Here is a 23,147-nt window from a genome sequence, read left to right as displayed (position 1 = left end):
CCCGAAATGACCCGCCTGAATTCATTCCGGCGTCCATGGTGCCTCGCACTGGTGGCGTCGTTGTTTCCTGCAAGCCCGTTTCTGGGGACGAGAGCTTCCGCAGAGGAGGCTCTGGTGACCCCGGCCACGCGAGTGGAGCTATGGGTGCCGACCAAGCACCTGGAAGAAGTGCTCAAGAAGCATCCGAATGCCGTGATGCTCGATGCCAAGCAGTACGAGGCCCTCATTCGCGACGCAGGCAAGGTGAAGCCCATTGAGAATGCGGAGCCGCCGGTGACCACCGCCGTTGAAGACGCACGTGTGGAGGTGACGGTGCCGTCTGAAGGGCCCACCGTGCAGGTGGAGTATCGCTATGTGCTCAACAATCTGGGCAAAGGCTGGTGCGAGGTCGAACTTCCGCTGCCGGTGCGCGATGGCGCAAGCATGAAGCTGGTCGATGTGAAGTCGCAGCGACCGGTGATGATCCATGCCGATGAAGAGAGTGTGCGAGTGCTCACGGAGGGAGAAGGACGGCACGAGCTGAAGTTCGTCTTCGCTATGGTGACGTCACCGCATCCCGGATTTGACTTGACGTATCCTGTGGCGGCATTGGCAACCGCATCGTCCACGGTGGTCAAATTGAACCTACCCTCGGGATGGCAGCCGGTGAACTATCAGGGGGAAGTGGTCAAAGCGGGAATTCGCGCAGTTGAAAATGCCGGGCGCTATTCGGTGCCTTCCGCTAACTTAAACGACGCCCTGAAATCCAAGCTGCGGGTGTTCGCCGTGGGGTGGAAGAGGGCGGACTCCGCTCGTCGGGATGGCCGGGAAAGCGCTGTGCGTGGAAGAATGATCTGCAAGATCACCCCGGACAAGCTGGTGGGGGTGACGATGCTGACCTATGCCCTGCTGCCTGAGATGGAAGGAGGCCGGTTGCACATTCAAGTGCCTGCCGGGGTACAGGTGTTAGGAATAAGGTCAGACATCGGTCAGCACCGGTGGAAGGTGGAGGGGAACCGTCTGGAGGTGGAAGAGGCGGGACTCCCTGGTTCCGTGCGGAGCCTCGTGATCGGATTTGAGCAGCCCCTGGTTCTGCCTCTCTCGGGATCGACACAAGCGACGCTGCCAGTTTTCAAGGACGAACGAGGCAGTCTGTTTGATGGCTGGATCTGTGTGCTCCTTGCCAGTTCCGGAGTGGACGTGAGGTTCGATGAACTCTTCCGAAGCAGTTCTCCACCTGGGCAGGAGGTGTCGGATGGTACTTGGCCTGCGGTGCTCCGCGAATCAGCGGATGTGTTTGGCCTGGACGCCAAGGCGGCGGCGGCTCTTCACCATGACATCCGCAAGCATCCGGAATTTGTCGCGGCCATGGACTTCGATGCACCGCCAGCCAAGACGGGCATCACGGTGGCCCGCGCACCGGATCGATTCAGCGTGGATCAGGACACGAGTGTCACCCTGTCCGCACATGAGGCTGCGATTGCCCGGACTCTCACCCTTCATGGTGAGGCGGGGACTACCGAAATGGCTTCGGTGACACTGCCAGCCGGGGAAACCTTCCTGGGGGCTCAGTCAACCGGGGCCGCTCCACTGGAATGGAAACAGGTGGGCCAGGCTCTGGAGTTGTTTTGGCCCCGAGGGTTGGCGGCTGGAACCGATGCGATCTTTGTGGTGCGGACTCGCAAGGAAATCGGCACGGCTGCTGCAGAAGGCGCGGTCTCCGAAGCCATTGCCCTGAGCGGGCTTCAGGTTCCTGGCTCAGCCCGGACCACGGGATATGTCGCCCTGGCATTTGATGAGTCGTGGAAGGTGAACGTGACTGCCACGACCGGCCTTGAGGCCCGTGACATCAGGCTCTCCCCGGTGAAAGGCCGCATGGCCTGGTATTGCCTGAAGGACTGGCAGCTTCAGTTCGAAGTGTCGCGCCGCGCGCCCGTGCACGACGTCGCAGTGACTGTCTATGCACTGCCGAGAGCACGGCAGGTGGAGATCGAAGGGCAGCTCGAACTGCTGGTGAACGGAGCGCCGCTGCGCAAGTTCGATGTAAAACTGGATCCCAAGCTGGCGCCTTTGTTCCGCGTGACGTCTCCGCTGGTGGCGGAGCAGGTGCTGGATGATGCCTCAGGCGTCTGGCACTTCACGCTACGGAAGGAAGTGCTGGGCGCGGAGAGCATCCGGTTCCGGATGAGCCTGCCTGCGACAGACGGTGACGGCCAATCTCTGCACTCCACTTTGCCGGACATCGGCACGCCCGGAGCCCGACGTCGTACCACGGCCTGGGTGGTGGAGGCGAATACGGATACGGAGATTGAGTTCGAAACAAAGGGTGTGCAGCCCCTGGACTCGCTGCGGCCTCCAGCGGTGTCCGGCTATCAGCCGAGACATCGGGTGATTGCTGCCTTCAGTTCAACAGGTGGAGAACACTCCATCCAGATCACGGCCAAACGGCACAAGCCGGCCGCTCTTGCAGGGGCTCTCGTGTTGCAGGCCCGCATGGTGAGCATCATCGGCCAGAACGGTCCGGTGCGTCACGAGGTGACGTACACGCTACGGCACAATGGCCGGCAGTTCCTCGCGTTGGCGCTTCCCAAGGGGGCGGTGCTGCTGAGCACACTGGTGCAGGATCGGCCTGTGAAGCCCGTGCAGGCGGGGGGTGCTGACCAGTTGCGGTTGCCGTTGCCTGTGCTGAACTCCGAAGCCGATTTTGTATCGGCCAAGGTGGTCTATGAAACAGCTCCGATCACATGGGGCTCATGGGGCAAGACCCCTCTGGAACCGCCCGCAGTGCTGGACGGGGTGCCGGTGTTGAGCTCACAGTGGAAGGTGCATGCACCAGACGGCTACGCCCTGCATCACAGCGGCGGTGGATTGGAAGTGGGAGAAGTACAGGCAGATGTGCCCCGAAGCTTGTTGGCGACTCTCTGGGATGAGCTTCCGTGGCCTTACTGGAGCCCGGCGTCAGGGTACCCTGTTGCAGCATCCGTTGAGTTCACGCCCGGCGGCGATTCGAAGGTGAGTGACAGTGACTGGTGGATAGAAAGTCAGCGCCCGGATAATGCCGCTGCCATCCAGGCGCTGACGATGAAGTTCAATCGAATCATTTTGCCGAAAGTGCATTTCGAGGGGGTTTCGTTGGAGGTGGCGATGAGTGCGCTCGACAGGATGGCCGCTGAAAGTGATCCGGAGAAGAAAGGGGTGAGGATGGTTGTGCAAAGGGGATCCACCCCTAGCACCGCACAGATAAGCTTGGATTTGAAAGATGTGCCCCTCATTGAAGCCCTACGCTACGTGACAGAACTGGCCGGCTGCAAATACGTCATCAAGACAGACCATATCGTGGTGGGGCCCTTGTCTGATGTGGGCACGGAGCAGTACACGCAGCGCTACAAGCTTCTGCTGCGGCATTATCTGGAATTGCAGAGCAAGGCGACCGGCCATAAGAGTGAGTTGCCGCCCAAAGGGTTGGTTTCAGTGGTGGATCTGCTGAAGGCCCAGGGCATCTCGTTTCCCGATGGGGCGAATGCGGCCTACGATGCGGAGACGGAGGCGTTGGTGGCTCGCAATACGCAGCCCAATCTGGATCAGGTGGAGGCCTTTGTGGAGGACCTCCAGCGCGCATACTCGTCAGTGGATGAATGGAACATGGAGGAGTTCGCGGAAAAGTCCGACAAAGGACAGGGGGGGGCGGATGCCAGTGGCTACTACACGAGCAAGATGAACAGGATCATCTTTCCCCAAGTCCAGTTCCAAGGAGCATCGATCGAGGAAGCCATTGAGTTTCTGCGAATTAAAAGCCGCGACTTTGACACGGTGGAGAGAGATCCTTCAAGGAAGGGAATCAATCTGATTATGAAGTCTGGTTCCACGCCCAGCACGGCGCAGATCAGCCTGGATCTCAAGGATGTGCCCATGAGTGAGGCTTTGCGATATGTGACGGAGTTGGCCGGAATGAAGTACAGGATAGAGCCATTCGCTGTGGTGATCGTCCCTCTGTCGGATGTGGGGGCCGAGATGTACACACGAACTTTCAAGGTTCCTCCAGGCTTCCTTACCATGAATGCGGGTGGGACTGAGCCGATGGATCCGTTTGCGAGACGGGGCGAAGTTCCTTCTGCATTGACGAGAAAAGGAACTGCTCTGGAGATCCTCTCCAGCAGCGGGGTGAGTTTTCCAGAGGGTTCGTCCGCCGTTTATGTCGCGTCGACCAACCAACTGATCGTCAGGGGAACTCAGGTTCAATTGGATCGGGTCGAGGCTTATGTTGAGTCCATGACTGCCGAGGCATTGAAGCGGATGCGAGCCAAACTTGCCAAGTCCAGCAAGGCCGGGATTCTGCCAGTGGAGCTGGACCTTCCGACTGCTGGGCAAGTCCTGGGCTTCTCCGGCCATCAAAAGGCAGAGCCGCTCGTGATTCACTACGTCTCCTGGGACTGGCAATTGTTCCGCACCAGTCTTCTGGTGATCCTTGGAGCCCTGGCGTTCCGATTGATCGGGCGTGATCGCCCCTGGATGACCACTCTCTTCCTTTGTCTGCTGCTCACGTTCGTGCCGCCCCTTTTGTTCCCCCACTTGTTGCCCTCTTGCAATGCCGTCCTGTTGGGCTGGCTGCTGGGCTTTGGCCTTCGACTTCTATGGAAACTCCTGCTCTGGTCCACTCCGGTCCCGTCATCACGGCAGATTCGCGGAAAGGAGTTCGCGGTATGAACCATTCCTCACTCAACCATCAAAAGCTGGTGGTCGGAGGGGCTCTTTGTCTGGCCTTGAGCCACGGTTTGAGGGCACAGGAGAAGCCGGAGTTTCCCGCGGACCCCGCGGTGCATTCGGTGATCGTTCCCTTTGATGCCTCCCGGCCATTGCAGGGGCAGAAGCCGGAGCGTTATTACCTCGACTACGATGCCTTTCAAAAACTGTGGGACCTGGCCAAGGAGGCCCGTCGCCCGGAAAAGGACCAGGAGGGGCTGAAGGGCGAGGCGGCGGTGGTGAACCTGGCGCTGCATGAGGTGGAGGTGCGCGAGACTGAGGTGGTGGTGGGCAGCAGGCTGCAGGCGACCACTCAGGGCGATTGGCGAACCCTGCCGCTTGAGTTTGCCCTGGGGGACTCGGCAGGCAGTCAATGGACGCTCGATGGCCATGCTGCGCCGCTGAAGGATGGAGCGGTCCTCATTGAGAAACCGGGGGCGCATGAGCTGGCCGGAAAGGCCTCCCGTGCCCTGCCCCAGGGGTGGCAGGAAACGACTCTCAAACTCCCGGTGGCGGTCTCCAGTGTGCTGCGGGTGATGGTGCCGCTGACGGATGGCTTGCCTGGTCTGGGGGCAGGGGTGGGGGCTCAAATGGTATCTGAAGAGGTGAGGGATGGACGTCGTGTCTTCACCTTTGCCCTGGCCGGAGTGCGGGAGCTCAAGTTACAGCGCGAACCCGCCCGACGGGCAACCGGCATGGCCTTGCCAGCAGTGGCGGAGGTGCAATCCTATGTGACGGCGCGCCCTTTGCAGGAAAGGGTGGACGTCTTGGCCCGGTTCAGATTCCCCGGAGCCGAGCGCCGCCAGTTCACCCTGGAGGTAGATCGTGATCTGCAACTGCTGCGCTGGTCCGCTACGGGCGTCCGGTCCGTGGTCCTTCGCGAAAATGGGGCGCGAAAGTTTGCGGAAATTACCACAGCGGCCCCGGTGCGTGATGAGTTCACCTTCACGGCTGATTTCAGCCGTGCGGCACCCGGCGCTGCGGGGGAGAGAATCGCGCCGTACGTGGGTGCCCTGGCGACGAGGCTTGAGAGGGCGGTGGGGCTGCGAGCCTCCCCGGCCCTGGTCGTGACGCCTGTGGCTGGACCAGAACTGGAGCGGCGGACGGATGCCAGTGCCGTTGGTCTTGGGTACTGGATTGCCCCGGGACAGGCGACTCTGAAGTACAAGGTGGAGCCGGCACCGAATGGCGTCACAGGCGAGGTGGAAGCGGTCTATCAGTTGAGCGCGGAGAAGGTGGAGATCCTCGCTGCCCTGACGCTCCATGCAGGCCGGCTGCCGCTCCATGAGGCGTATGTGCCGCTCGTCAAGGGGTATGAGGTGCAGAGTCTTACGGGGCCAGGCATCAAGAGCTGGCAGCGGGATGATACGGGAGTCTTCATCCAGTTTGACGCGAGCGGATTGAGAGAGGTGCGGATCGTGCTGAATCTGACTCAGGTGCGTCCGCCGGGAACTGCGGCGGCAGCGGTGACGCTGCCTGCGGTGAATGTGGAGGGCGTCTTGGGACTCACGGCCGTTGCCTATCTCGCCACGCATGCTGCCACGGAGACGCGCATTGGTTTGGCTCCAGAATCCAAGTGGCGGGAGTTTGATGTCACGACGTCAAGGAGCGTGTTCTCTGTGACGGAGCCGCAGACGGTGAAGCGTGCCTTGCGCTGGGAGTCCCTGGATGGGAGAGAGTCCGTATTGTCGGATCTGCCACCCGTGTCTCTGCTTCCGCAGCCTGCAAAATTCGGTGTTAATGCCGTGCTCCTGGCCCAGGCGACGGATGCGGGCCTGCTCTACTCCCAACAAGTGGGAGTGCAGATGGATCAGGGGATGTTGCGTGAATTGAAACTGAGCCTGCCCGCCTCTCTGCCGGAGGCGAGGGTGCGAGGAGTCAATTTACGGGATTCCCAGTCGAAGGTGGTGGGAGACCGGAGGGAGTACACCGTGGGATTCCAGAGTGATGTCTTGAACACGGCGGCGGCGACCCTCGATTGGGAAGTGCCGCTGGAGGGAAATCAGTCGCTCCCTCTGGTGAGGGTGGACGGGGCAACGCGAGCCCGCCGGTTTTTCATTGTGGACAATGCGTCTGCCAGCGAGGTGAAGTCCTCCCTGCAAGGGGTGGACGAGACGGTCGCGCAGAATGTGCCGTATCTGCCGACGGCACTGGGGCAGGCCCAGTACTTCCTCGGGCGGAATGACCAGGCAGATGTGAAGCTCAGCTTCTCACGCACGGAGGCCACTGCGGGGAATGCCGCCATCGTCACTCTCGCGGACATCACCTCCGCCCTGCGCCCGAATGGTGAGCGGTGGGAGACAGTGGTGTACTCCCTGGCCAACCGGTCACTGCAGTTCCTGCCCCTGCGCCTGCCGGAAGGGGCAGAGCTGGTTTCGGTGACAGTGGGTGGCGAGCGGGTGCGTGCGGACCTGGGAGAGCGTGACGGGAAATCCCTGTTTCTGATTCCGCTCATTCAGATGCGCCCCGGTGAGCTGTCCCAGCAGGTGCAGCTGGTCTATCGTGTGAATGCCTCGGACCGAAAGGGGTTGAAGGGGCGTACGAAGCTGGATGATCCTGAACTGGTCGGCCTCTCTGCAGAGCGCACTCTGTGGAATGTGTGGGTGCCGGAGAAATACGATCTGGGCTCCGTTGATGGGAACATGGAAGCTGTCGTTGAGGAAGTCTATGAGGATGAAAAAGCCCAGCAGAAACTGAGCGATGCGATGCGACTGAATCGTGTGGCCAGCTCCGCCAACATCAGTCAGGCGGACGCGCAAGAAGCCTTGGGGAATGCCGAGAAGCAACTGAAGGAGCTCAAACAGTACCAGCAGAACAAGAAGAGCAGTTCCTACAACCGCAAGCCTTCCAAGATGAAGGGGAAGGAATTTCTCGCGGATGACGATGCTACCTTGTCCAAAAGCAACCGGCAGATCGAGGAGCAACTGCAGCAACAATCCATCGTTCTGGATGAAAACCGCCTCAAGGTGCCGGTCTTCGGGAATCGGACGAACGGCAACGGTGCTGTGCAGGGACAATTCGACCCGCCCCAGATTCCCCAGGGAGGGGTGAGCAGCAACAGTTGGACAGCCAACAGCTTGGCCGATGGTAGGCAGCTTCTTGCTCCCACTGCTGACTTTGGAGCCGTGGCACTCGGGGACAACACGGTGCTGAATGACAACGTGGCGGTGGACAACAAGTTCTTTGCAGCGGGCAAGCCGCAGAATGAATTCAAGGATGAGGCTGCGGCGTCCAAAAATGCGGAGGCAAAACCCACTCCTTCAAAAGGGGCGAATCTGGGAAGGGCCAATGCCTACAATAATTCCACCGACTCGCAGCAGATGGCAACGGTCGTGTCTGGTTCGATAACGCAGGTGCCCATGCCGCAGGGGACTCCACCGAACGCACCAGTCATTGCAGATGTTCCAATGAATGCACCTGTTGCCGAAGGGGAGCGCCTTCTTCAGGGGGGCTACAGCTACTACAACATTGGGGACTACGATGCCGCCATCCGCAGCTTCCAGGATGTCCTCCGGCTGGACAAGTACAACTCGGCGGCACGTCGGGGCATGGAACGTGCGGAGCAAAAACACGGCGAGTATTTTGACACCACGCGTGATCACCAACGCGCCAAGATGTTGAATGGTGTGAGCCGGGTTTGGGAAAGTCCTGTTCCCGCGGCCCCGGCAGCAGCAGACCCCTTTGCCGCCACTGCTTCTGGCACCGCGCCGCAGGATCCATTTGCGCCACAACAACCGCCGTCTCAGCAACTTAAGCCAGCGGGTCGTCTCTCGCTTCCGGTGGACGTGCCGCTGTCAGGGACAGTGTATCACTTCCGCAAGCTCAAGGATCATGCCACGGTGGAAATGGAGATCTCCCGGCCATGGGAGCCTGCCCGCACTGCATCACTGTGGTCGCTGGTGGCTGGCTTGGCAGGGTTGGTGTCGATCGAGGCGCTGCTGCGGGCAAGAAGAAAAAGAATGCGATAGAAGTTGCGCAACGCATCAGGATGGGGACAAAATGCAGGACCAGAAGGGGACGGAGGATATAGAGATGCGTTTGACGAAGGCAAGGTTTGAGAAGGTGTGGACGGAACTGGGATTGGAAGGTGCGGCAGCGCCTTGGTTTGACCGGTTGATGGCGGCGTATGGCGAGATCGGCCGGGCCTACCACAATTCGCGGCACCTCTCCGGGTGCCTGGCGGGGCTCGATGTGGCTCGCCATCTGGTGACAGATGCGCCCGCTGTGGAGTTTGCGCTCTGGTTCCATGATGCGGTGTACGACTCCCGCGCCACAGACAATGAGGAGCGCAGTGCGGATCTGGCCCTGGAGTGTCTGCGGGAGGCGGGGCGCGGGCAGGATGACCTGGCAAGAAAGGTTCATGATCTGGTAATGCTGACCAAGACTCATCACGCGGAACCGGACACCGACGGAGCCGTGATGGTGGATGTGGATCTGGCCATCCTGGGGCAGCTCTGGCCGAGGTTCGAGGAATATGACCGGGCCATCCGGCGGGAGTACGACTGGGTGCCGGCTGAACTTTATGCGGAAAAGCGCCGTGATGTCCTGCGGAAGTTTCTGCAGCGGAACTTCATTTACCGGACCCGGCTGTTCCGCGAGAAGTACGAGGCTCAGGCCCGGTCGAACTTGGCGAGAAAGCTCGCGCTCTCTAAATTTGAGGGCGGAGGTTCCCTGTAGCCGGGTTCCGTTGGCATTCCTGGAAGGATCGTGCGGCTGATCTTGGGTGGGTAGCGTATTGAAGCGTGCGACGCATCAACACAACGCTTCATCGACTTATTTCTCATGGAACACAGACTGCTTGGCGGGTCCGGACTCAAAGTGCCGGTATTGACTTTTGGCACCGGCACATGGGGCGGGCGCACCGCCTTCTTCAAGGCCTGGGGAGGCAGTGATGTGGCAGAGGCCACGAAGATGGTGGACATCTGTCTGGAGGCCGGGTTGAACATGTTCGACACCGCTGATGTGTACTCCGACGGGCAGGCAGAGGAGATTCTCGGAAAGGCGATTGAAGGCCGCCGCGATCAGGTGCTGATTTCGACCAAAGCCACGTTTCGCCTAGGCGACGGTCCCAATGACGTCGGGTCCTCTCGCCATCATTTGATCCGCTCCATCGAGGGCAGCCTGAAGCGCCTGGGCACCGACTACATCGATCTCTTCCAGCTTCATGGTTTCGATGCCATGACCCCTGTCGATGAGACACTGAGCACGCTCGATAATTTGGTGAAGGCGGGCAAGATTCGCTATCTGGGCTGTTCCAACTTTTCTGGCTGGCATCTCATGAAGTCACTGGCGCTTGCGGACCGGTACGGTCTTGCCCGCTATGTGGCCAATCAGGCTTACTATTCGCTGATTGGGCGTGAGTACGAATGGGAACTGATGCCGCTGGGACTGGATCAAAAAGTGGGTGCGATGGTGTGGAGTCCCCTGGGGTGGGGCCGACTGACTGGAAAATTGCGCCGGGGCCAGCCGCTGCCTGAGACCAGCCGCCTGCATGATACCGCCCAGTATGGGCCACAAGTGCCTGACGAGTACCTTTTTACCGTAGTGGATGCCCTGGACGCCGTGGCGCAGGAAACAGGCAAGTCCATCCCGCAGGTGGCGATCAACTGGCTTCTCCAACGTCCTACCGTCTCTAGCGTGATCATTGGAGCGCGCAACGAAGAGCAACTTCGCCAAAACCTGGGGGCAGTGGGCTGGAATCTCACCTCCGAACAGGTGGCTAAACTCGATGCCGCCAGCAAGGTTCCCGCGATCTATCCGTACTGGCATCAACAAGGCTTCGAAAGGAATCCGCCGCCAGTGGCGTGAGGGCGCAAGTTTGGGGTATTTCCTGATGAGGGAGATGGCGTGCGGAGGGGTGGCAAGAAGGAGAAGCTTCAGCCACCCCGGAAAAACACCCGTCAGTCCGACAAAAGTGCCAGTGAATCCCATCGCGGGGCACGACTCACGGAGTGAGAATGGGACCCGAATTCCCAGCCCGCATCAGACTCCGGTGCGGACGGGGAGTTCACAAAAACCCCTACCGGTAGAACTCCATGAGATCCTCCGCCCAATCCCCCGAGCCAGAAGTGTCGCTGACCAAGGTCACGAACCTCTTTGTGGATGCCGCCTTCATCAACCAACTGGGTGTGAAGGAACTGACAAATGAGGAGGGTGTGTGCGAAGCTCGCGTGGAGTTGCCGGCATGGATGGGCAAGCCTCAACAATCCTTGCATGCCGTGGTGCAGGCCTCCCTGGCAGATCATGCCGCGAAGAGCGCTGTCAAGTCAGTGGTGGCACCGGAATCGAGTGTGGTGCGGCTTGATTTCAAGCTCAAGTACCTTGAGACAGCGACCGGCCGGACGGTCAGGGCGGTTGCGAATGTGCTGCGGTGTTCGCGCAGCATCGCCGTGGTGGAGGTGGACATCTATTCCCAGGGGGCCGAGGTCGGTGAAGAGGCACTGGTGGCAGTGGCTGAGGTGACGCTGGTGGTGGAGGATGATGTGGTGCAGTTTCCTGAAACTCACTGTGCGTGCCTGGAGATCTGAGGCCGACGAAGTCTGAGACAGAAGACTGGAAGACGAAAGACAGAAGACCTGAGGTGATGGGCTGATCGGAAACGTAGCGCAGATTGTCAATCTGCTGTGCCGCCGATTGGCAATCTGCATCAGTCACCGGAGTCCACGAGGTGCAACCTACGCAGCCGCGTGCACGGTGGCTCGGGATAAAAAGGTGGCGGGGGTTCCCAGCCCCGCTCAGTCGAGCTATGTTTTGAGTGGCCGGAGCGGGATGTTGCCAGGAGATTGTCAACACCGATCCCGCATGCGCTGATCAAAGGAGTCCTGAGCTTTGGCTCGGTATTGGAAGCGTTCAATAGCCCGACTGACGAGCTAAAGCTCTGCACTACTTTTCCTGCCCCAGTTCTCTACCCCACCCTTACTGCACAATGCTTGTAGGACGGCTGGCGGCTGTACGGATCCACCACGCTCAGCGTGAGCTGGTTCACCTGCGGATCATGCATGGGCAGAAACACCTGACCGGGGCGCATGGTGGTGCTGACTCTCGCTTGCGCAGTGATGTTGGCTCGCCGGGAGCTGACGGTGACCGTCTGGCCGTCCCGGATCTTCAGCTTTAGCGCGTCTTCGGGATGGATGTCCAGCATGAGCGCGGTGGGATGCAGCTTGCGCAGGATGGCGGACTTGCCGGTACGTGTCTGCGTGTGCCATTGCGCTGATGTGCCACGGCCGGTGAGAAGCACCAGGGGGTACTCGGCATCGGGCGGCTCGGGCACGGCGTGGGGAGCCTCATACACAAACTTCGCCCGACCATCCGGGGTGTAGAACTTCCCGTCCTCAAAGAGCCGACGCTCTTTGCCGGGCTCATCCCCCGGGCGCAGGGGCCACTGCATGCCACCGTGGCTCTCCAGCATGTCATAGCCCTTGATGCCGGTGATTTCACAAGGTTGTCCCTTTGTCACCTGCTGCAGACGCTCAAACACGGCCTCCGGAGAGGTCCAGGAGCGGAAGAGGGAGGCGCAGCCCCAGTACTCGGCGATGAGGCGGAAGATGTGAAAATCTGCCAACGCCTGCCCGGGGGCGCGGCTAACCTTGCGGGAGACCCCGATGCGGCGCTCGGAGTTGATAAAGGTGCCCTCCTTTTCACCCCAGCCCGCGGCGGGCAGCACCAGATGAGCGAGCTGCGCGCTCTCCGTGGTGGCATACATGTCTTGCACCACAAAGAAATCGAGCTTTTGCAGCACCTCGCGAATGCGCTTCTGCTGGATCCAGGAGTGAGCGGCATTGGTGGCGATCATCCAGAGGCCCTTGATGCGGCCTTCTTCAATGCCCTGCACGATCTGGTCGTACGCCAGGCTGGGTTTCTGAGGGATGCGCTCTTCGGGAATATCCAGCGCCTGGGCCACCTTGGCACGATGCTCTGCCTTGGTAAAGTCATGCCCACCGATGAGGTTGGTCGTGTTGGAGAACAGACGGGACCCCATCGCGTTGCACTGTCCCGTGATAGAGTTGGCCCCGGTGCCCGGACGGCCGATGTTGCCGGTCATGAGCGCCACATTGATGATGGCCTGCGCTGTGCGTGTGGCCTCATGCCCCTGATTGACTCCCATGGTCCACCAGAAGGAGACGCTCTTACCGTTTGCGATCGTTTCCGCGAACTTGAGGAACTCCTCCTCGCTGAGACCCAACGAAGCGTAATGCTGCTCCGGCGCATAGTCCTTGAGGAACTCGCAGAAGCCCTCGTAGCCGTTCGTGTGGTCCGCGATGTATTCCGGCTTCACGTGGCCGTGCTTCACCAGCCAGTGGGCCAGGCAGTAGAAGAGTAGCAGGTCCGACTTGGGGAGAATCGGCAGGTGCTGGGTGGCGGCCATGGCCGTTTCCGTCTTGCGCGGATCCACCACGATGATTTCGGGCTGGTTCGAATTGGACAGCACCCGTTGCCACATGATGGGGTGGGCGATGCAGGGGTTCGCACCAATAAACACCAGTACGTCTCCTTGCTCAAAGTCCGCATAGGTGTAGGGCGGGGCGTCGAAGCCGAAGCTCTCCTTGTACGCCGCCACGGCGGTGGCCATGCACTGGCGGGTGTTGCCATCGCCGTGCACCATGCCCATGCCAAACTTGGCCAGGGCACCCAGGAAGGCCATCTCCTCCACCATGATCTGGCCGGTGCTGAGGAAGGCCACGGATTCACGCCCGTGCTGGTCCATGATGGCCTCGAACTTCCGGCAAAAGACCTGCATGGCCGTGTCCCAGTCCACGGCTTCACCATTCAGCAGGGGAGTGGTAGCGCGATCCGCGGCGTAGAGGGGAGTCAGCGCCTCCCAGCCTTTCGGGCACGCCATCCCCAGGTTCACGGGGTACTGCGTGTTGGGCGTGAGATTGATGGCCTGGCCCTTTTCATCCAGATGGATCTTCAGACCACAGCCCGTGGAGCAGAAGCCGCACACCGCGTGGGCCACGGAGACGGGCTGGGTGCGGGAGGGCAGACTGCCGAGACCAAATTTGGCTGGCTCCTGCACCAATTCCTTGGTCATGGGGCCGTTGAAGGCCCGGATCAGTTCAGGGAGGCGCGCGCTCATGTTCATTCCAGTGAGGGGGCAATCAATGATGGTGCGGAGTCATCGGCACCCCGGGCATCCGGGTGGCGACTCCGCCGGCGAAGTAGAGATGACGCTCGATCACCTGGGAGGAGAAGGTCGCTACGAGTGAGATGGTGGCCCAAGCCGCAATGAGGCTGCCCACATTGCCCATGGCCAGGAATCCGAAGACGGTGGAGATGATGAAGAGGAGCACCCGCACCTGCTGGGCGCTCTGTGCCAGCGTGGCCAGTGTCTTGGCAGAGCGATGGCAGGGGTGGTGGCTGTTGCCGAGGGCAGAGGATTGCAGCGACCACTCATAAACGAACAGTCCAATGCGGAATACCACGGCGGCGGCCGCAAAGAGGGTGGCATACACCGGCCCGCCCTGCCACAGGTCCAGCATCTGCAACCACCCCAGCACGGCGGCCGCACTGGCACTGCCCAGCAGCACCGTGGTGCCGAAGAACTTGGCAAAGGTGATGGGTGCGGCCCAGTAGGAGCGGCGCGTGTCCACATACACCATGCAGGAGCAGAAGACACTGGCCAGACCCGCCGCGACGGTGAGGCCGACCAGGGCGGGATGATTGAACCACCAGGCAAGCGCGCCGATCTTGAAGAATCCACCGAAGGCCATGACCTCACGGCTCAGCCAGGACTTCCGCCAGCCCAGGAAAGCCCGCCAGGCGCGGAAGGGTTGCCCGAGGTGCAGCACACTGGTGCCCAGACCAGCCGCCAGCACCACCAGTGCGGCCAGGCTCAGCGCCTGCATCTTCGCAGGTTCCACCCATGAGCAGAGGGCAGCGATGAAAATACCCGTGGCCATCTGGGTCAGCACCAGCATCCAGGCCAGGGGCGCGTGCATCTCCTCCAGTTGCAGCTCCCCGTCATGCTGGGGGCGGGCGAAGTCAGGAATTGGCTTCGAGGAAACATAACTCGTGGTGGGATGCGTGTAGGAGGAATCAAACGCGCCAGGCAGCAGGCGTTTGCCCGGCTTGCGGGTGGCCTCCTTCACCACGTCCATCTTCACAATGCGGATGGCAATCGCGCCGTTCGGGCAGGACTGCACACAGGCGGGAGCCTCACCCACCGCCAGACGCTGCTGGCACATGTCGCACTTGCGCACGATGCCGCGCTTGGGGTTGTACTTGGGCACATCGTACGGGCATTTCAGGATGCAGTACGAGCAGCCGATGCACTGGTCATCCAGATGGCGGACAATGCCGGTTTCCTCGTCCTTTTCATAGGCCAGTACTGGGCAGCCCTCGGCGCAGGCCGGGTCTGTGCAGTGGTGGCACGCCGTGGTGACCGTCTGGACATAGGGTTCGTCCCGGCAGCCGGCCAGCGCCCCCATGTCCCGCCAGCTCTCGTGCTCATCCAGCCCGTTCATGGAGTGGCAGGCCGCCACACAGGCCTTGCAGCCGGTGCACTGGTCCAGATTCACCTCGAACGCGTACTGCTCCCCTTTAAGCGGCTTGCTCAGGGGGATCAGGTTCTTGTAATAACGCGCCTGGAGCGGCTCATCGTGGGCCTGGTCATGCCATTCAGAGAACTTCGACACCGCGGTGGAAAAGTCCTGCTGTTCGGCCAGGAGCTTGTCCACGAGTGAGGTGCGGTGGTCGAGGGTCATTGGTGAAGTGAAAAGTTAAGAGTGAAAAGTGAAAAGTCTCTAGAGGTGAAAGGGTTCTTTCTCAGAACCCGATGCCTTTCAACCCATCGCTTCCGAGAACAGCACCTGCAGATCACCCACCGAGTGCCGGTTGCAGAACTTGTGAAAGCTCTCCTCCGGCTGGCGCTTGGCGAGGTAGGTCTTGAGCATCGCCTCCAGCGTGGTGCCGAGGGATTCATAGGGCACGGCGCTGAAGATCTGGCGGCCGACCATGCGGTTCTCTCCGAATCCGCCACCCACAGTGATGTGATAGCCTTCGCCAGACTCGCCCTTGGCCTTGGTGCCGAGGAGGCCGATGTCGCCCATGAAGTGCTGGGCGCAGCTGTGCGCGCAGCCAGTGAAGTGGATGTTCACCGGAGTGTCCAGCTTCACGCGCTTGTCAAGGTAGTCCATCATGGCGATGGCGTGGCCCTTGGTGTCGCTGGCTGCGTATTTGCAGTAGCGGTTGCCGGTGCATGCTACGAAGCCATTGCGCAGCGGGCTCTGATCTGTGGGGAAGCCCAGCTTGCGCAGCGCCTTGCTGGCCGTGGCCACGAAGGCGGTGGGCACATTCGGTACGATGAAATTCTGCCAGACGGTCAGGCGGATCTCGCCGGTGCCGTAGCTGTCGGCGATGTCCGCGATGCGTTCCAGCTGCCGGGCCGTGAGCTGGCCCACGGGCACGCTGGCGCCGATGTAGTGCAGGCCTTCCTGCTTCTGCGGGTACGCTCCTACATGGGAGTGACCCTGCTGGGAGAAACGACGGGGCAACTGGAGGGGCGAGTCAGGTGCCAGACTTTGCAGAGTGTATCCCAGCACCGCTTCCACGTCATTGCGGAAGCCATCAAGTCCCCGCCCCTCCAGCAAATACTTCAGCCGGGCCTTCTTGCGGTTGGTCCGGTCACCATCGCGGATGAAGACGCGCACGATGGCGAGAATGACTTTGTTCAGCTCCTCGGGCTTCACGAGCACGCCCCAGTCACTGGCAAAAGTTTTGTGACCCGTCACCCCGCCCAGGCCGATGCGGAACCACAGGCCGGGCTCGATGCCCTGGTCGTTCGCGCCGATCTCCACCGCGGTGGCACCAATGTCGTTCGTGTCCTCCACGCTGCTCACCAGACCGCCTCCATCATAGGCGATGTTGAACTTGCGCGGCAGGTCGTAGAACTCCTTGCTGGCGATGATGTGCGTGGCCAATTCATTCACATAGGGGCGCACATCCACGAGCTCGTACGGGTCATAGCCCGCGCAGGGGTTCATGGTAATATTGCGGATGTTGTCTCCGCCGGCCCCTTTGGAATGCAGCCCCACGGACTGAATGCGGCGCAACACTTCCGGGCAGTTCTTCGGCTCGATGAGCCGGATCTGGAAGTTGTTCCGCGTGGTGATCTGGATGTAGCCGGTGGTCAGCTCGCGGGAGATCGCGGCCAGCTCGCGGAGCTGGAAGGATTTCACCATGCCACCGGGAATGCGCAGGCGGCACATGTAGCCGTCCTTTACCGGGGAGAGCCAGAAGAGGCCGTTCCACTTGTTGCGGAAGACGCTTTCGGGTTCCGGGGCGGCGTTCCAGCGGGCATCGATGATGAGCTGCTCGATGGCGTCAAAGGGGTGCACATCACGCTTGATGCGCTCTTCCTTCGTGAGGTCTTCCAGATTGACTCTGGGCTCAGCGGAGGGCGGGGCCATGGGCAGGGGCGCCATGTCGCCGAAGCTCACGCCGCGGGCCTGGAGCGCGGCGAAGAAACCTTCGAGGTAGCGCTTCTGATCGGTGCTGAAGTCTTGGGTTGCAGGAGCCACGGTGCGGGAGGGAGGGGGAAGAAGTTCAGTAAACATCGCGGGCATAGCGTTTGGTTTTCTTCAGGTCTGCCACGTAGGCCGCGGCTTCATCGGCGGACTTGCCGCCCTGCTGCTGGATGATGGTGTGGAGTGCGGCGTCCACGTCCTTGGCCATGCGGGAGGCATCGCCACACACGTAGAAGTGCGCGCCTTCCTCCAGCCAGCGCCAGAGCTCGGCAGCGTGCTCGATCATCCGGGTCTGCACATAGATTTTCTCCGTTTGATCACGGGAGAAGGCCAGGTCCAGGCGGGTGAGGAACCCGCTCTTGTGCCAGGCCTGGATCTGGCTGCGGTAGAGGAAGTCCGTGGACTCCTTCTGATCGCCGAAGAAGAGCCAGTTCTTTCCTGGAGCCCCGGTGGCTTCACGCTCCTCAAGAAAGGCGCGGAAGGGGGCGATGCCCGTGCCCGGGCCCACCATGATCATCGGCTTGGAGGCATCGGCCGGCACGCGGAAGTGCTTGGCTGTGTGGACGAAGACGCCGGTGGTGGCACCCACTTCCAGACGGTCTGCCAGGAAGGTGGAGCAGACGCCCTTGTGAGCCACGCCGTCTTTTTCATATCGCACCGCACCCACGCAGAGGTGCACCTCATCCGGGTGCGCCTTCGGGCTGGAGGCGATGGAGTAGAGCCGGGGCTGCAGCTTGCGGAGCCCGGAGACGAAGTCCGTGGCGGCAGGCGACTTCTCCGGGGTGATGCCCAGGAGGTTGCGCACTTCATACGCGGTCTGCAGGGCTGTCTTGAGCGGGGCCTCGCCGCCGTCAGGGAGGGAGACGGGAGTTTCAGGGTCCAACCCGTGGGCGGCGATGATGGTGGCGACCACTTCCGGGCAGTTCTGGGTGAAGACGCCCAGGGCATCCCCGGTCTCATAGACCAGGCCGCTGTCTTTCAGGGAGAAGGCGATGTGGCGCGTGTCCTTGGAGGAGCCTTGTTGATTGAGCTCCAGATTGCCGATGAGCGCGGCAGGGAAGGGGTTCTTTTTCGAGTGTCCGGTGGCCTCTTCCTTTGCAGGAGCGGCGGCGGGAGCGGGGGCTTCCACCACAGCACCGGAGGTGGCGGGACCGGCGGACTCCAGGGACTTGAAGACGCCCTCGCTCCAGGACTTCGCCAGTTCGTCGTACTCGACGTCACAGTCCACACGCGGGTGGATGCGGGCGGCACCCAGTTGCTCCAGGCGCTCGTCCAGCTTGCGGCCTGCGAGGCAGAACGTGTCGCCATAGTTCAGATCCCCCAGGGCGAGCACGGAGTAGCGCAGGCCGTCCAGCTTGGGGGAGGAGCCGTTCTGATTGAGTCCGTCCCAGAAGCCCGCGGCATTGTCCGGCATGTCGCCTTCACCCCAGGTGCTGGTGATGATGAGCACGTTCTTCTCTGCGGCCAGCCCCGCGGGTTGCAGGGCGTCCAGACCCGCTGCGCGTGCGGCAAAGCCACGACCGGAGGCTTCCTTGACCAGCTTCTTGGCAAGGGACTCAGCATTGCCGCTCTGGCTGCCGAATGCGATGAGGAGCGGGAGCTTCTCCACGGCTGGAGCCGGGCTGCGCAGTGCAGGGGCACCGCTCTGCCCCTGGCTGAGGATGCCGGCCAGGAAGCCGTTGAGCCAGGCTCGTTGATCAGAGGTGAAGGGGGCGCTCTCAGGAATGATGGGAACGGTGGTCATGTGGGTCGGGAAAGCTTGAGGGTTCGAGGTAACTTCGAGGCGGCAGGCGGGGAAGCGCACGGGGCGGTCAGTTCATCTCAGCGGCGGGAGAGGAGCTGCAGGAGGAGCCAGACCACGGTGAAAAGCAGGATGAAGAAACCGGTGCGGTAGAAGCCGAGCGGGTTGCGCTCCAGCAGGGAGGTGCCGCGCTCATGAAAGGGCTCGACCTTGACAGGGTGGGTCAGGTCAAAGGTAAGCTCCGAGTAATGCTGGTAGCGGCGCTCGGGATCGATGGAAATGGCGCGCAGGACAATGGCCTCCAGCCACGGTGGGATGTTGGCATTCAGCCGGGTGGGGGACTTGGGCGCGCTAAATGACGGCGTCTGGAAGCGCTCAATGCGGCCGTAAGGCAGGCGGCCGGTGAGCACCTGGTAGAGTGTCACGCCCATGGCGAAGATCTCGGTGCGCTCGCTCACCGGGCCACCGTGAAAGCGCTCCGGGGCCAGGTAGCTGGCCGTGCCGGCGCGGGAGGTGACGGAGAAGATCTCCGCGGCGCTGCCCAGATCCACGAGCTTGAAGCTCAGGGCATCGCCTTCACGCAGCACCAGCACGTTCTCCGGCTTGATGTCGCCATGCACGAGATCCAGCTTCAGCAGCGCGGCGGCGGAGCGGGAGAGGAAACTACCAAGCGCCAGCGCCTCGTCCACATGCAGACGGCGGGTGGTGAGGAGCGTCGCCAGGCTGGGCGCGTTCACAAATTCCATCACATAGTACCGGGCTGTGGCCCCAGCGGGCTCCTCAGAGCGGACAAAGAAGTCGTTCTTGATACGGGTGGCGTTCCACACCTCGCGCAGATAGGCATTGAGGTGCTGCTCACTCTCCAGTGCCTCCACGGGCGCAAACTTCAGCACCACCTGGGTGCCATCCTTTTCTGCGAGCCAGACGCGTCCGCCGATCTGGAGCGGGCGGAGGAGTTCGTAGCCATCGAGCATTTCCCCTTTGGCAAGGGCGGTCGGGATGGTCAGGCTGCGTTCACTCATGGCTCGCAGTTTTCCGGTTTCGGCAATATCGATGACAATGGCGCTCATGTCATCGAGGGTTTCATCGCTGGCGGCCGCGCGCGCCGTCTTCACAATGCTGCGGGCCGAGCTGCGACCCTCCAGCGCGGTGGCCAGACCGGCCACTTCATAGTGGTTGCTCACACCATCGGAGCAGAGGAACGCCACATCCCCGTCCCGCACCTCGGTTTCAAACACATGCGGATCCAGCTCCGGAGCCATGCCCAGGGCCTTCGTCAGCACATTGCGGCGCTCGTCATCCACATGATCTTCAGAAAGCACCCGCATGCCGCCCTGGCGACCCAGGCAGATGCGGGAGTCACCCACGTTCACGCCATAGAGGCGGTCGCCTTCGATCACCGCCACGGCCAGAGTGGAGACCATCTCCGGCCGCTCGAAGCGGGCCATGGACTCCTGGTAGAACATGCGGTTGAGCAGCTTCGTGAACTCCTCCAGCGCTCTCGCGGGCTCCCAGGACTTCGGCCGGGCCTGGTAGTGGCTTACCAGGGAGCTCACCGCCCGCTGTGCCGCCTCCCGGGCGGGCTCACCTGTGCCAGCCCCATCCGCCAGCACGGCGATGACGGTGTCACCCCAGGTCTTCACGGCAAAGGCGTCGGAGGAAGGGGTGTCCTTCTCCCGGGCCATGCCGTAGATGCTGGGGTGGATCTTCATGAGTGGCGGAGTTTTAGAAAGGGGGCTTAGGAAATAAGAATCAGATGCGGGCCTCGGTGAGGGCACCCCAGGTGGTGCGCCAGCGGTTCTTCACCAGAGCCAGGCCGCAGATGGCCAGCACGCAAAGACCGGCAAAGACCAGGAAGCCCACGCTGCAGGAGCCGGTGGCGTTCTTCGCGTAGCCCAGGGAGGTGGCCAGGTAGAAGCCGCCCACCCCGCCGCCGCAGCCCACGAGGCCGGTCATGACGCCCAGGTCCTTGCCAAAGCGCTGGGGCAGGAGCTGGAACACGGAACCGTTCGCCATACCGAGCGCCCCGCTGATGACCAGGAAGAGGGCCAGGTTGCCATATTCATGGTGCGTGAAAGCTGCTGCCACCAGACCGACGGCCGCCAGGGAGTAGAAGGCGAGGAGCGAGCGGATGCCGCCGAACCGGTCTGCCAGACCACCACCCACGGGCCGGAGGATGGCACCGATGAAGGTGCAGGCGGCTGCGTAGTCACCCGCATGCACCGCAGTGAGGCCGAACTCGCTCTTGAAATACAGCACGTAGTAGCTGGCCAGACCCACGAAGCCGCCAAAGCTGACCGTGTAGTAGAAGCAGAACCAGTGGGCGTCCTTCTCCTTCAGCAGGTTCACGTAGTCCCGCACCTTCTTCTTCTTGAACTCACCGGGAGCCTCCTTGGAAATGAGGATGTAGGCGATGAAGACCAGGATGGCCGGGATCAAGGAAAAACCAAACACGCTCTGCCAGCCGTAGGCATTGGCCAGACGGGGGGCGATCAGGCTGTCCAGCACCACGCCCACGTTGCCCGCACCCGCCAGGCCCATCACCACACCCTGGAGACGCGGCGGATACCAGCGACCTGCCTGCGGCAGCGCCACGGCGAAGCTGGCCCCGGCGAACCCGAGGACAAAGCCGAGCGTGAGCACGGTGGCAAAGCTCTGCACCCCCAGCAGCCAGGCTCCGGCCAGGCCCAGCATCACGATGATCTGCGCCAGAGTCCCGGTGGTCTTGGCTCCAATGCGGTCCACCAGCATGCCCAGCACGAGGCGGAGGATGGCCCCGGAAAGGATCGGCACGGCCACCATCAGCCCCTTCTGCCCGGCATCCAGATGCAGTGACTCGCCGATCTGCGCGCCCAGGGGACCCAGCACGGTCCACACCATGAAGCTGAAGTCAAAGTACAGGAACGTGGTGAGCAGGGTGGGCCAGTGCCCGGAGTTCTTAAGGTCGGCGAATTTCATGCGGTGACGGATGCAGGTGCGGAAGCGTGCGCGCGGCGGGGTTTGCGGATGGTGGAGGGCGTGGCCCGGGTTTTGGCCCTGGCGTTTTGCGTTTTCTTGGAGGGCGTCTTCTTCAGCGCGCGGTGGTAGAGGTCCGTGCGCCAGCAGGCGGCAGAGGCCTGGGCGGCCACGTCTTTGAGCTCCGGCGGGATCAGGCCATGGCGGATGAACTCGCCCAGCAGCCAGCCAGCCTTCTCCAACGTGGGCACATTGGCATCCCGCCGGTGGAAGATGTGAAAGTTCGAGGCATCACGCAGCTGCTTGGTGCCATCGTCAAACGGGCCGATGAGAGAGAGCCCCAGAATGCCGGGATCCACGCGCAGGTGGCCGCCACCGGTGAGAATCTCGATGATGCGCGGCGGTTTCTCCGGCTTGTCGCAGTATTCGCACGCCTCCTGGAGCGCCCGGATCATCGCATTCCAGTGCCTCGGGCCTTTTGGCGGCGAAGTGCTCCGTGGTGAGGAGGATCTTTTCCGGATGGCCGGGCATGATGTCCTCACTGATGGCGGGGCACCAACCGGTGCCGTGAACGATGGAGAGGGAATTCCAGGGCTCTCCCACGCAGTAGCCATCGATGAGGCCTGCGTTCAGGGAACCCGCCATCTGGGTGGGCGGCAGCACCACCAGACGCACATCGCGGTCGGGATCGATGCCCCCGCTCTTCAGCCAGCGGCGGATGAGGAAATTATGCGAGGACGTGCGGGCAACGATGGCAAAGGTGAAAAGACTCTGCGGCGTGCTGCGGATGAGCTTCTGGAGGGACTGCGCATCCCGCACCCCACGGTGCCAGAGATTCATGCTCAGCGTGATCGCATCGCCATGCAGGTTGAAGACAAAGGGGCAGATCGCCGGGCAGACCGCGCCCTCCAGGCCGAGGCGGAGGGAGAGGGCCAGACCGGCGATGGAGTGCGCGGCATCGATCTGCCCGTAGAGGATTTTTTCCCGGATGGTGGCCCAGCCGACCTCCCGGCTCAGTTCCACCTCCACCCCGTGTTTCTCAAACAAGCCCAGCTCATCCGCGATGAGCAACGGGGCGCAGTCGGCCAGGGCAATGAATCCCACACGCACCTTGTTGGGGGCAGGTGTGGCGCTCAGGGCTGGGATGGATGTGGTGGATTTCACGGCAGAAAGCAATGCATGCCGTGTGCCATTCGTGAATAATACACGTGAGCGATTCATCGCAATTTTCAGGATATCGATGAATTTAGTTCATGAGTGTCCGGCCA

Annotated in this window: 13 protein-coding genes; 5 read left to right on the top strand and 8 right to left on the bottom strand. The window is 61.8% G+C overall.

All coding sequences use genetic code 11. The annotated features are described in order from the left end of the window. Positions 1-6: 6 nt before the first annotated feature. The 5 genes from VSP_RS43465 to VSP_RS23755 all read left to right on the top strand — a co-directional run bounded on the left by VSP_RS43465 (position 7) and on the right by VSP_RS23755 (position 11,246). Positions 7-4,683, top strand: coding sequence for a hypothetical protein (locus VSP_RS43465; protein ID WP_232289504.1), 4,677 nt, complete (start codon positions 7-9; stop codon positions 4,681-4,683). Further along, positions 4,680-8,687, top strand: a complete 4,008-nt coding sequence (locus tag VSP_RS43185) for a hypothetical protein (RefSeq protein WP_009963839.1) — start codon at positions 4,680-4,682, stop codon at positions 8,685-8,687. Before VSP_RS43465 ends, VSP_RS43185 begins: the two co-directional genes overlap by 4 nt. A 31-nt stretch (positions 8,688-8,718) precedes the next feature. Next, entirely contained in the window at positions 8,719-9,396 is a 678-nt protein-coding gene (locus VSP_RS37145) for an HD domain-containing protein (protein ID WP_009963838.1), read from the top strand. Positions 9,397-9,501: 105 nt separating this feature from the next. Beyond that, positions 9,502-10,527, top strand: coding sequence for an aldo/keto reductase (locus tag VSP_RS23760; RefSeq protein WP_009963837.1), 1,026 nt, complete (start codon positions 9,502-9,504; stop codon positions 10,525-10,527). 227 nt (positions 10,528-10,754) lie between these two features. Next, positions 10,755-11,246, top strand: a complete 492-nt coding sequence (locus VSP_RS23755; RefSeq protein ID WP_029190704.1) for a PaaI family thioesterase — start codon at positions 10,755-10,757, stop codon at positions 11,244-11,246. Between the two features lie 377 nt (positions 11,247-11,623). On the opposite strand, the gene VSP_RS23750 is transcribed toward VSP_RS23755, so the two are convergent. From VSP_RS23750 to VSP_RS37135, 8 genes are all read right to left on the bottom strand, one after another. Then, on the bottom strand, positions 11,624-13,801 hold the full coding sequence (locus VSP_RS23750) for a molybdopterin oxidoreductase family protein (protein ID WP_009963835.1): 2,178 nt from the start codon (positions 13,799-13,801) through the stop codon (positions 11,624-11,626). A 16-nt stretch (positions 13,802-13,817) separates the two neighbouring features. Continuing rightward, on the bottom strand, positions 13,818-15,422 hold the full coding sequence (locus VSP_RS37140) for a DmsC/YnfH family molybdoenzyme membrane anchor subunit (RefSeq protein WP_009963834.1): 1,605 nt from the start codon (positions 15,420-15,422) through the stop codon (positions 13,818-13,820). A 78-nt stretch (positions 15,423-15,500) separates the two neighbouring features. Continuing rightward, entirely contained in the window at positions 15,501-17,237 is a 1,737-nt protein-coding gene (locus VSP_RS23740) for a NirA family protein (RefSeq protein ID WP_029190703.1), read from the bottom strand. 25 nt (positions 17,238-17,262) lie between these two features. Further along, complete coding sequence (locus tag VSP_RS23735; protein WP_009963832.1) at positions 17,263-18,927, bottom strand: diflavin oxidoreductase; 1,665 nt, start codon at positions 18,925-18,927, stop codon at positions 17,263-17,265. A 77-nt stretch (positions 18,928-19,004) separates the two neighbouring features. Next, on the bottom strand, positions 19,005-20,636 hold the full coding sequence (locus VSP_RS23730) for a bifunctional protein-serine/threonine kinase/phosphatase (RefSeq protein ID WP_009963831.1): 1,632 nt from the start codon (positions 20,634-20,636) through the stop codon (positions 19,005-19,007). 40 nt (positions 20,637-20,676) lie between these two features. Next, complete coding sequence (locus VSP_RS23725) at positions 20,677-21,882, bottom strand: MFS transporter (protein ID WP_009963830.1); 1,206 nt, start codon at positions 21,880-21,882, stop codon at positions 20,677-20,679. Beyond that, positions 21,879-22,238, bottom strand: a complete 360-nt coding sequence (locus VSP_RS39945; RefSeq protein WP_009963829.1) for a hypothetical protein — start codon at positions 22,236-22,238, stop codon at positions 21,879-21,881. The genes VSP_RS23725 and VSP_RS39945 overlap by 4 nt, the downstream gene beginning before the upstream one ends. After that, a complete protein-coding gene (locus VSP_RS37135) occupies positions 22,195-23,043 on the bottom strand; it encodes a CmpA/NrtA family ABC transporter substrate-binding protein (RefSeq protein ID WP_157211024.1) in 849 nt (282 codons plus the stop codon). The genes VSP_RS39945 and VSP_RS37135 overlap by 44 nt, the downstream gene beginning before the upstream one ends. Between the last annotated feature and the right edge of the window lie 104 nt (positions 23,044-23,147).

The organism is Verrucomicrobium spinosum DSM 4136 = JCM 18804, assembly GCF_000172155.1.
GTDB lineage: Bacteria > Verrucomicrobiota > Verrucomicrobiia > Verrucomicrobiales > Verrucomicrobiaceae > Verrucomicrobium > Verrucomicrobium spinosum.
This window is presented reverse-complemented; position numbering and strand designations above follow the sequence as displayed.

Bases quoted from the DNA above. Each gene is read 5' to 3' on its own strand.
- VSP_RS43465 (WP_232289504.1), top strand. From the start codon at position 7: ATGACCCGCCTGAATTCATTCCGGCGTCCATGGTGCCTCGCACTGGTG.
- VSP_RS43185 (WP_009963839.1), top strand. From the start codon at position 4,680: ATGAACCATTCCTCACTCAACCATCAAAAGCTGGTGGTCGGAGGGGCT.
- VSP_RS37145 (WP_009963838.1), top strand. From the start codon at position 8,719: ATGCAGGACCAGAAGGGGACGGAGGATATAGAGATGCGTTTGACGAAG.
- VSP_RS23760 (WP_009963837.1), top strand. From the start codon at position 9,502: ATGGAACACAGACTGCTTGGCGGGTCCGGACTCAAAGTGCCGGTATTG.
- VSP_RS23755 (WP_029190704.1), top strand. From the start codon at position 10,755: ATGAGATCCTCCGCCCAATCCCCCGAGCCAGAAGTGTCGCTGACCAAG.
- VSP_RS23750 (WP_009963835.1), bottom strand. From the start codon at position 13,801: ATGAACATGAGCGCGCGCCTCCCTGAACTGATCCGGGCCTTCAACGGC.
- VSP_RS37140 (WP_009963834.1), bottom strand. From the start codon at position 15,422: ATGACCCTCGACCACCGCACCTCACTCGTGGACAAGCTCCTGGCCGAA.
- VSP_RS23735 (WP_009963832.1), bottom strand. From the start codon at position 18,927: ATGACCACCGTTCCCATCATTCCTGAGAGCGCCCCCTTCACCTCTGAT.
- VSP_RS23730 (WP_009963831.1), bottom strand. From the start codon at position 20,636: ATGAAGATCCACCCCAGCATCTACGGCATGGCCCGGGAGAAGGACACC.
- VSP_RS23725 (WP_009963830.1), bottom strand. From the start codon at position 21,882: ATGAAATTCGCCGACCTTAAGAACTCCGGGCACTGGCCCACCCTGCTC.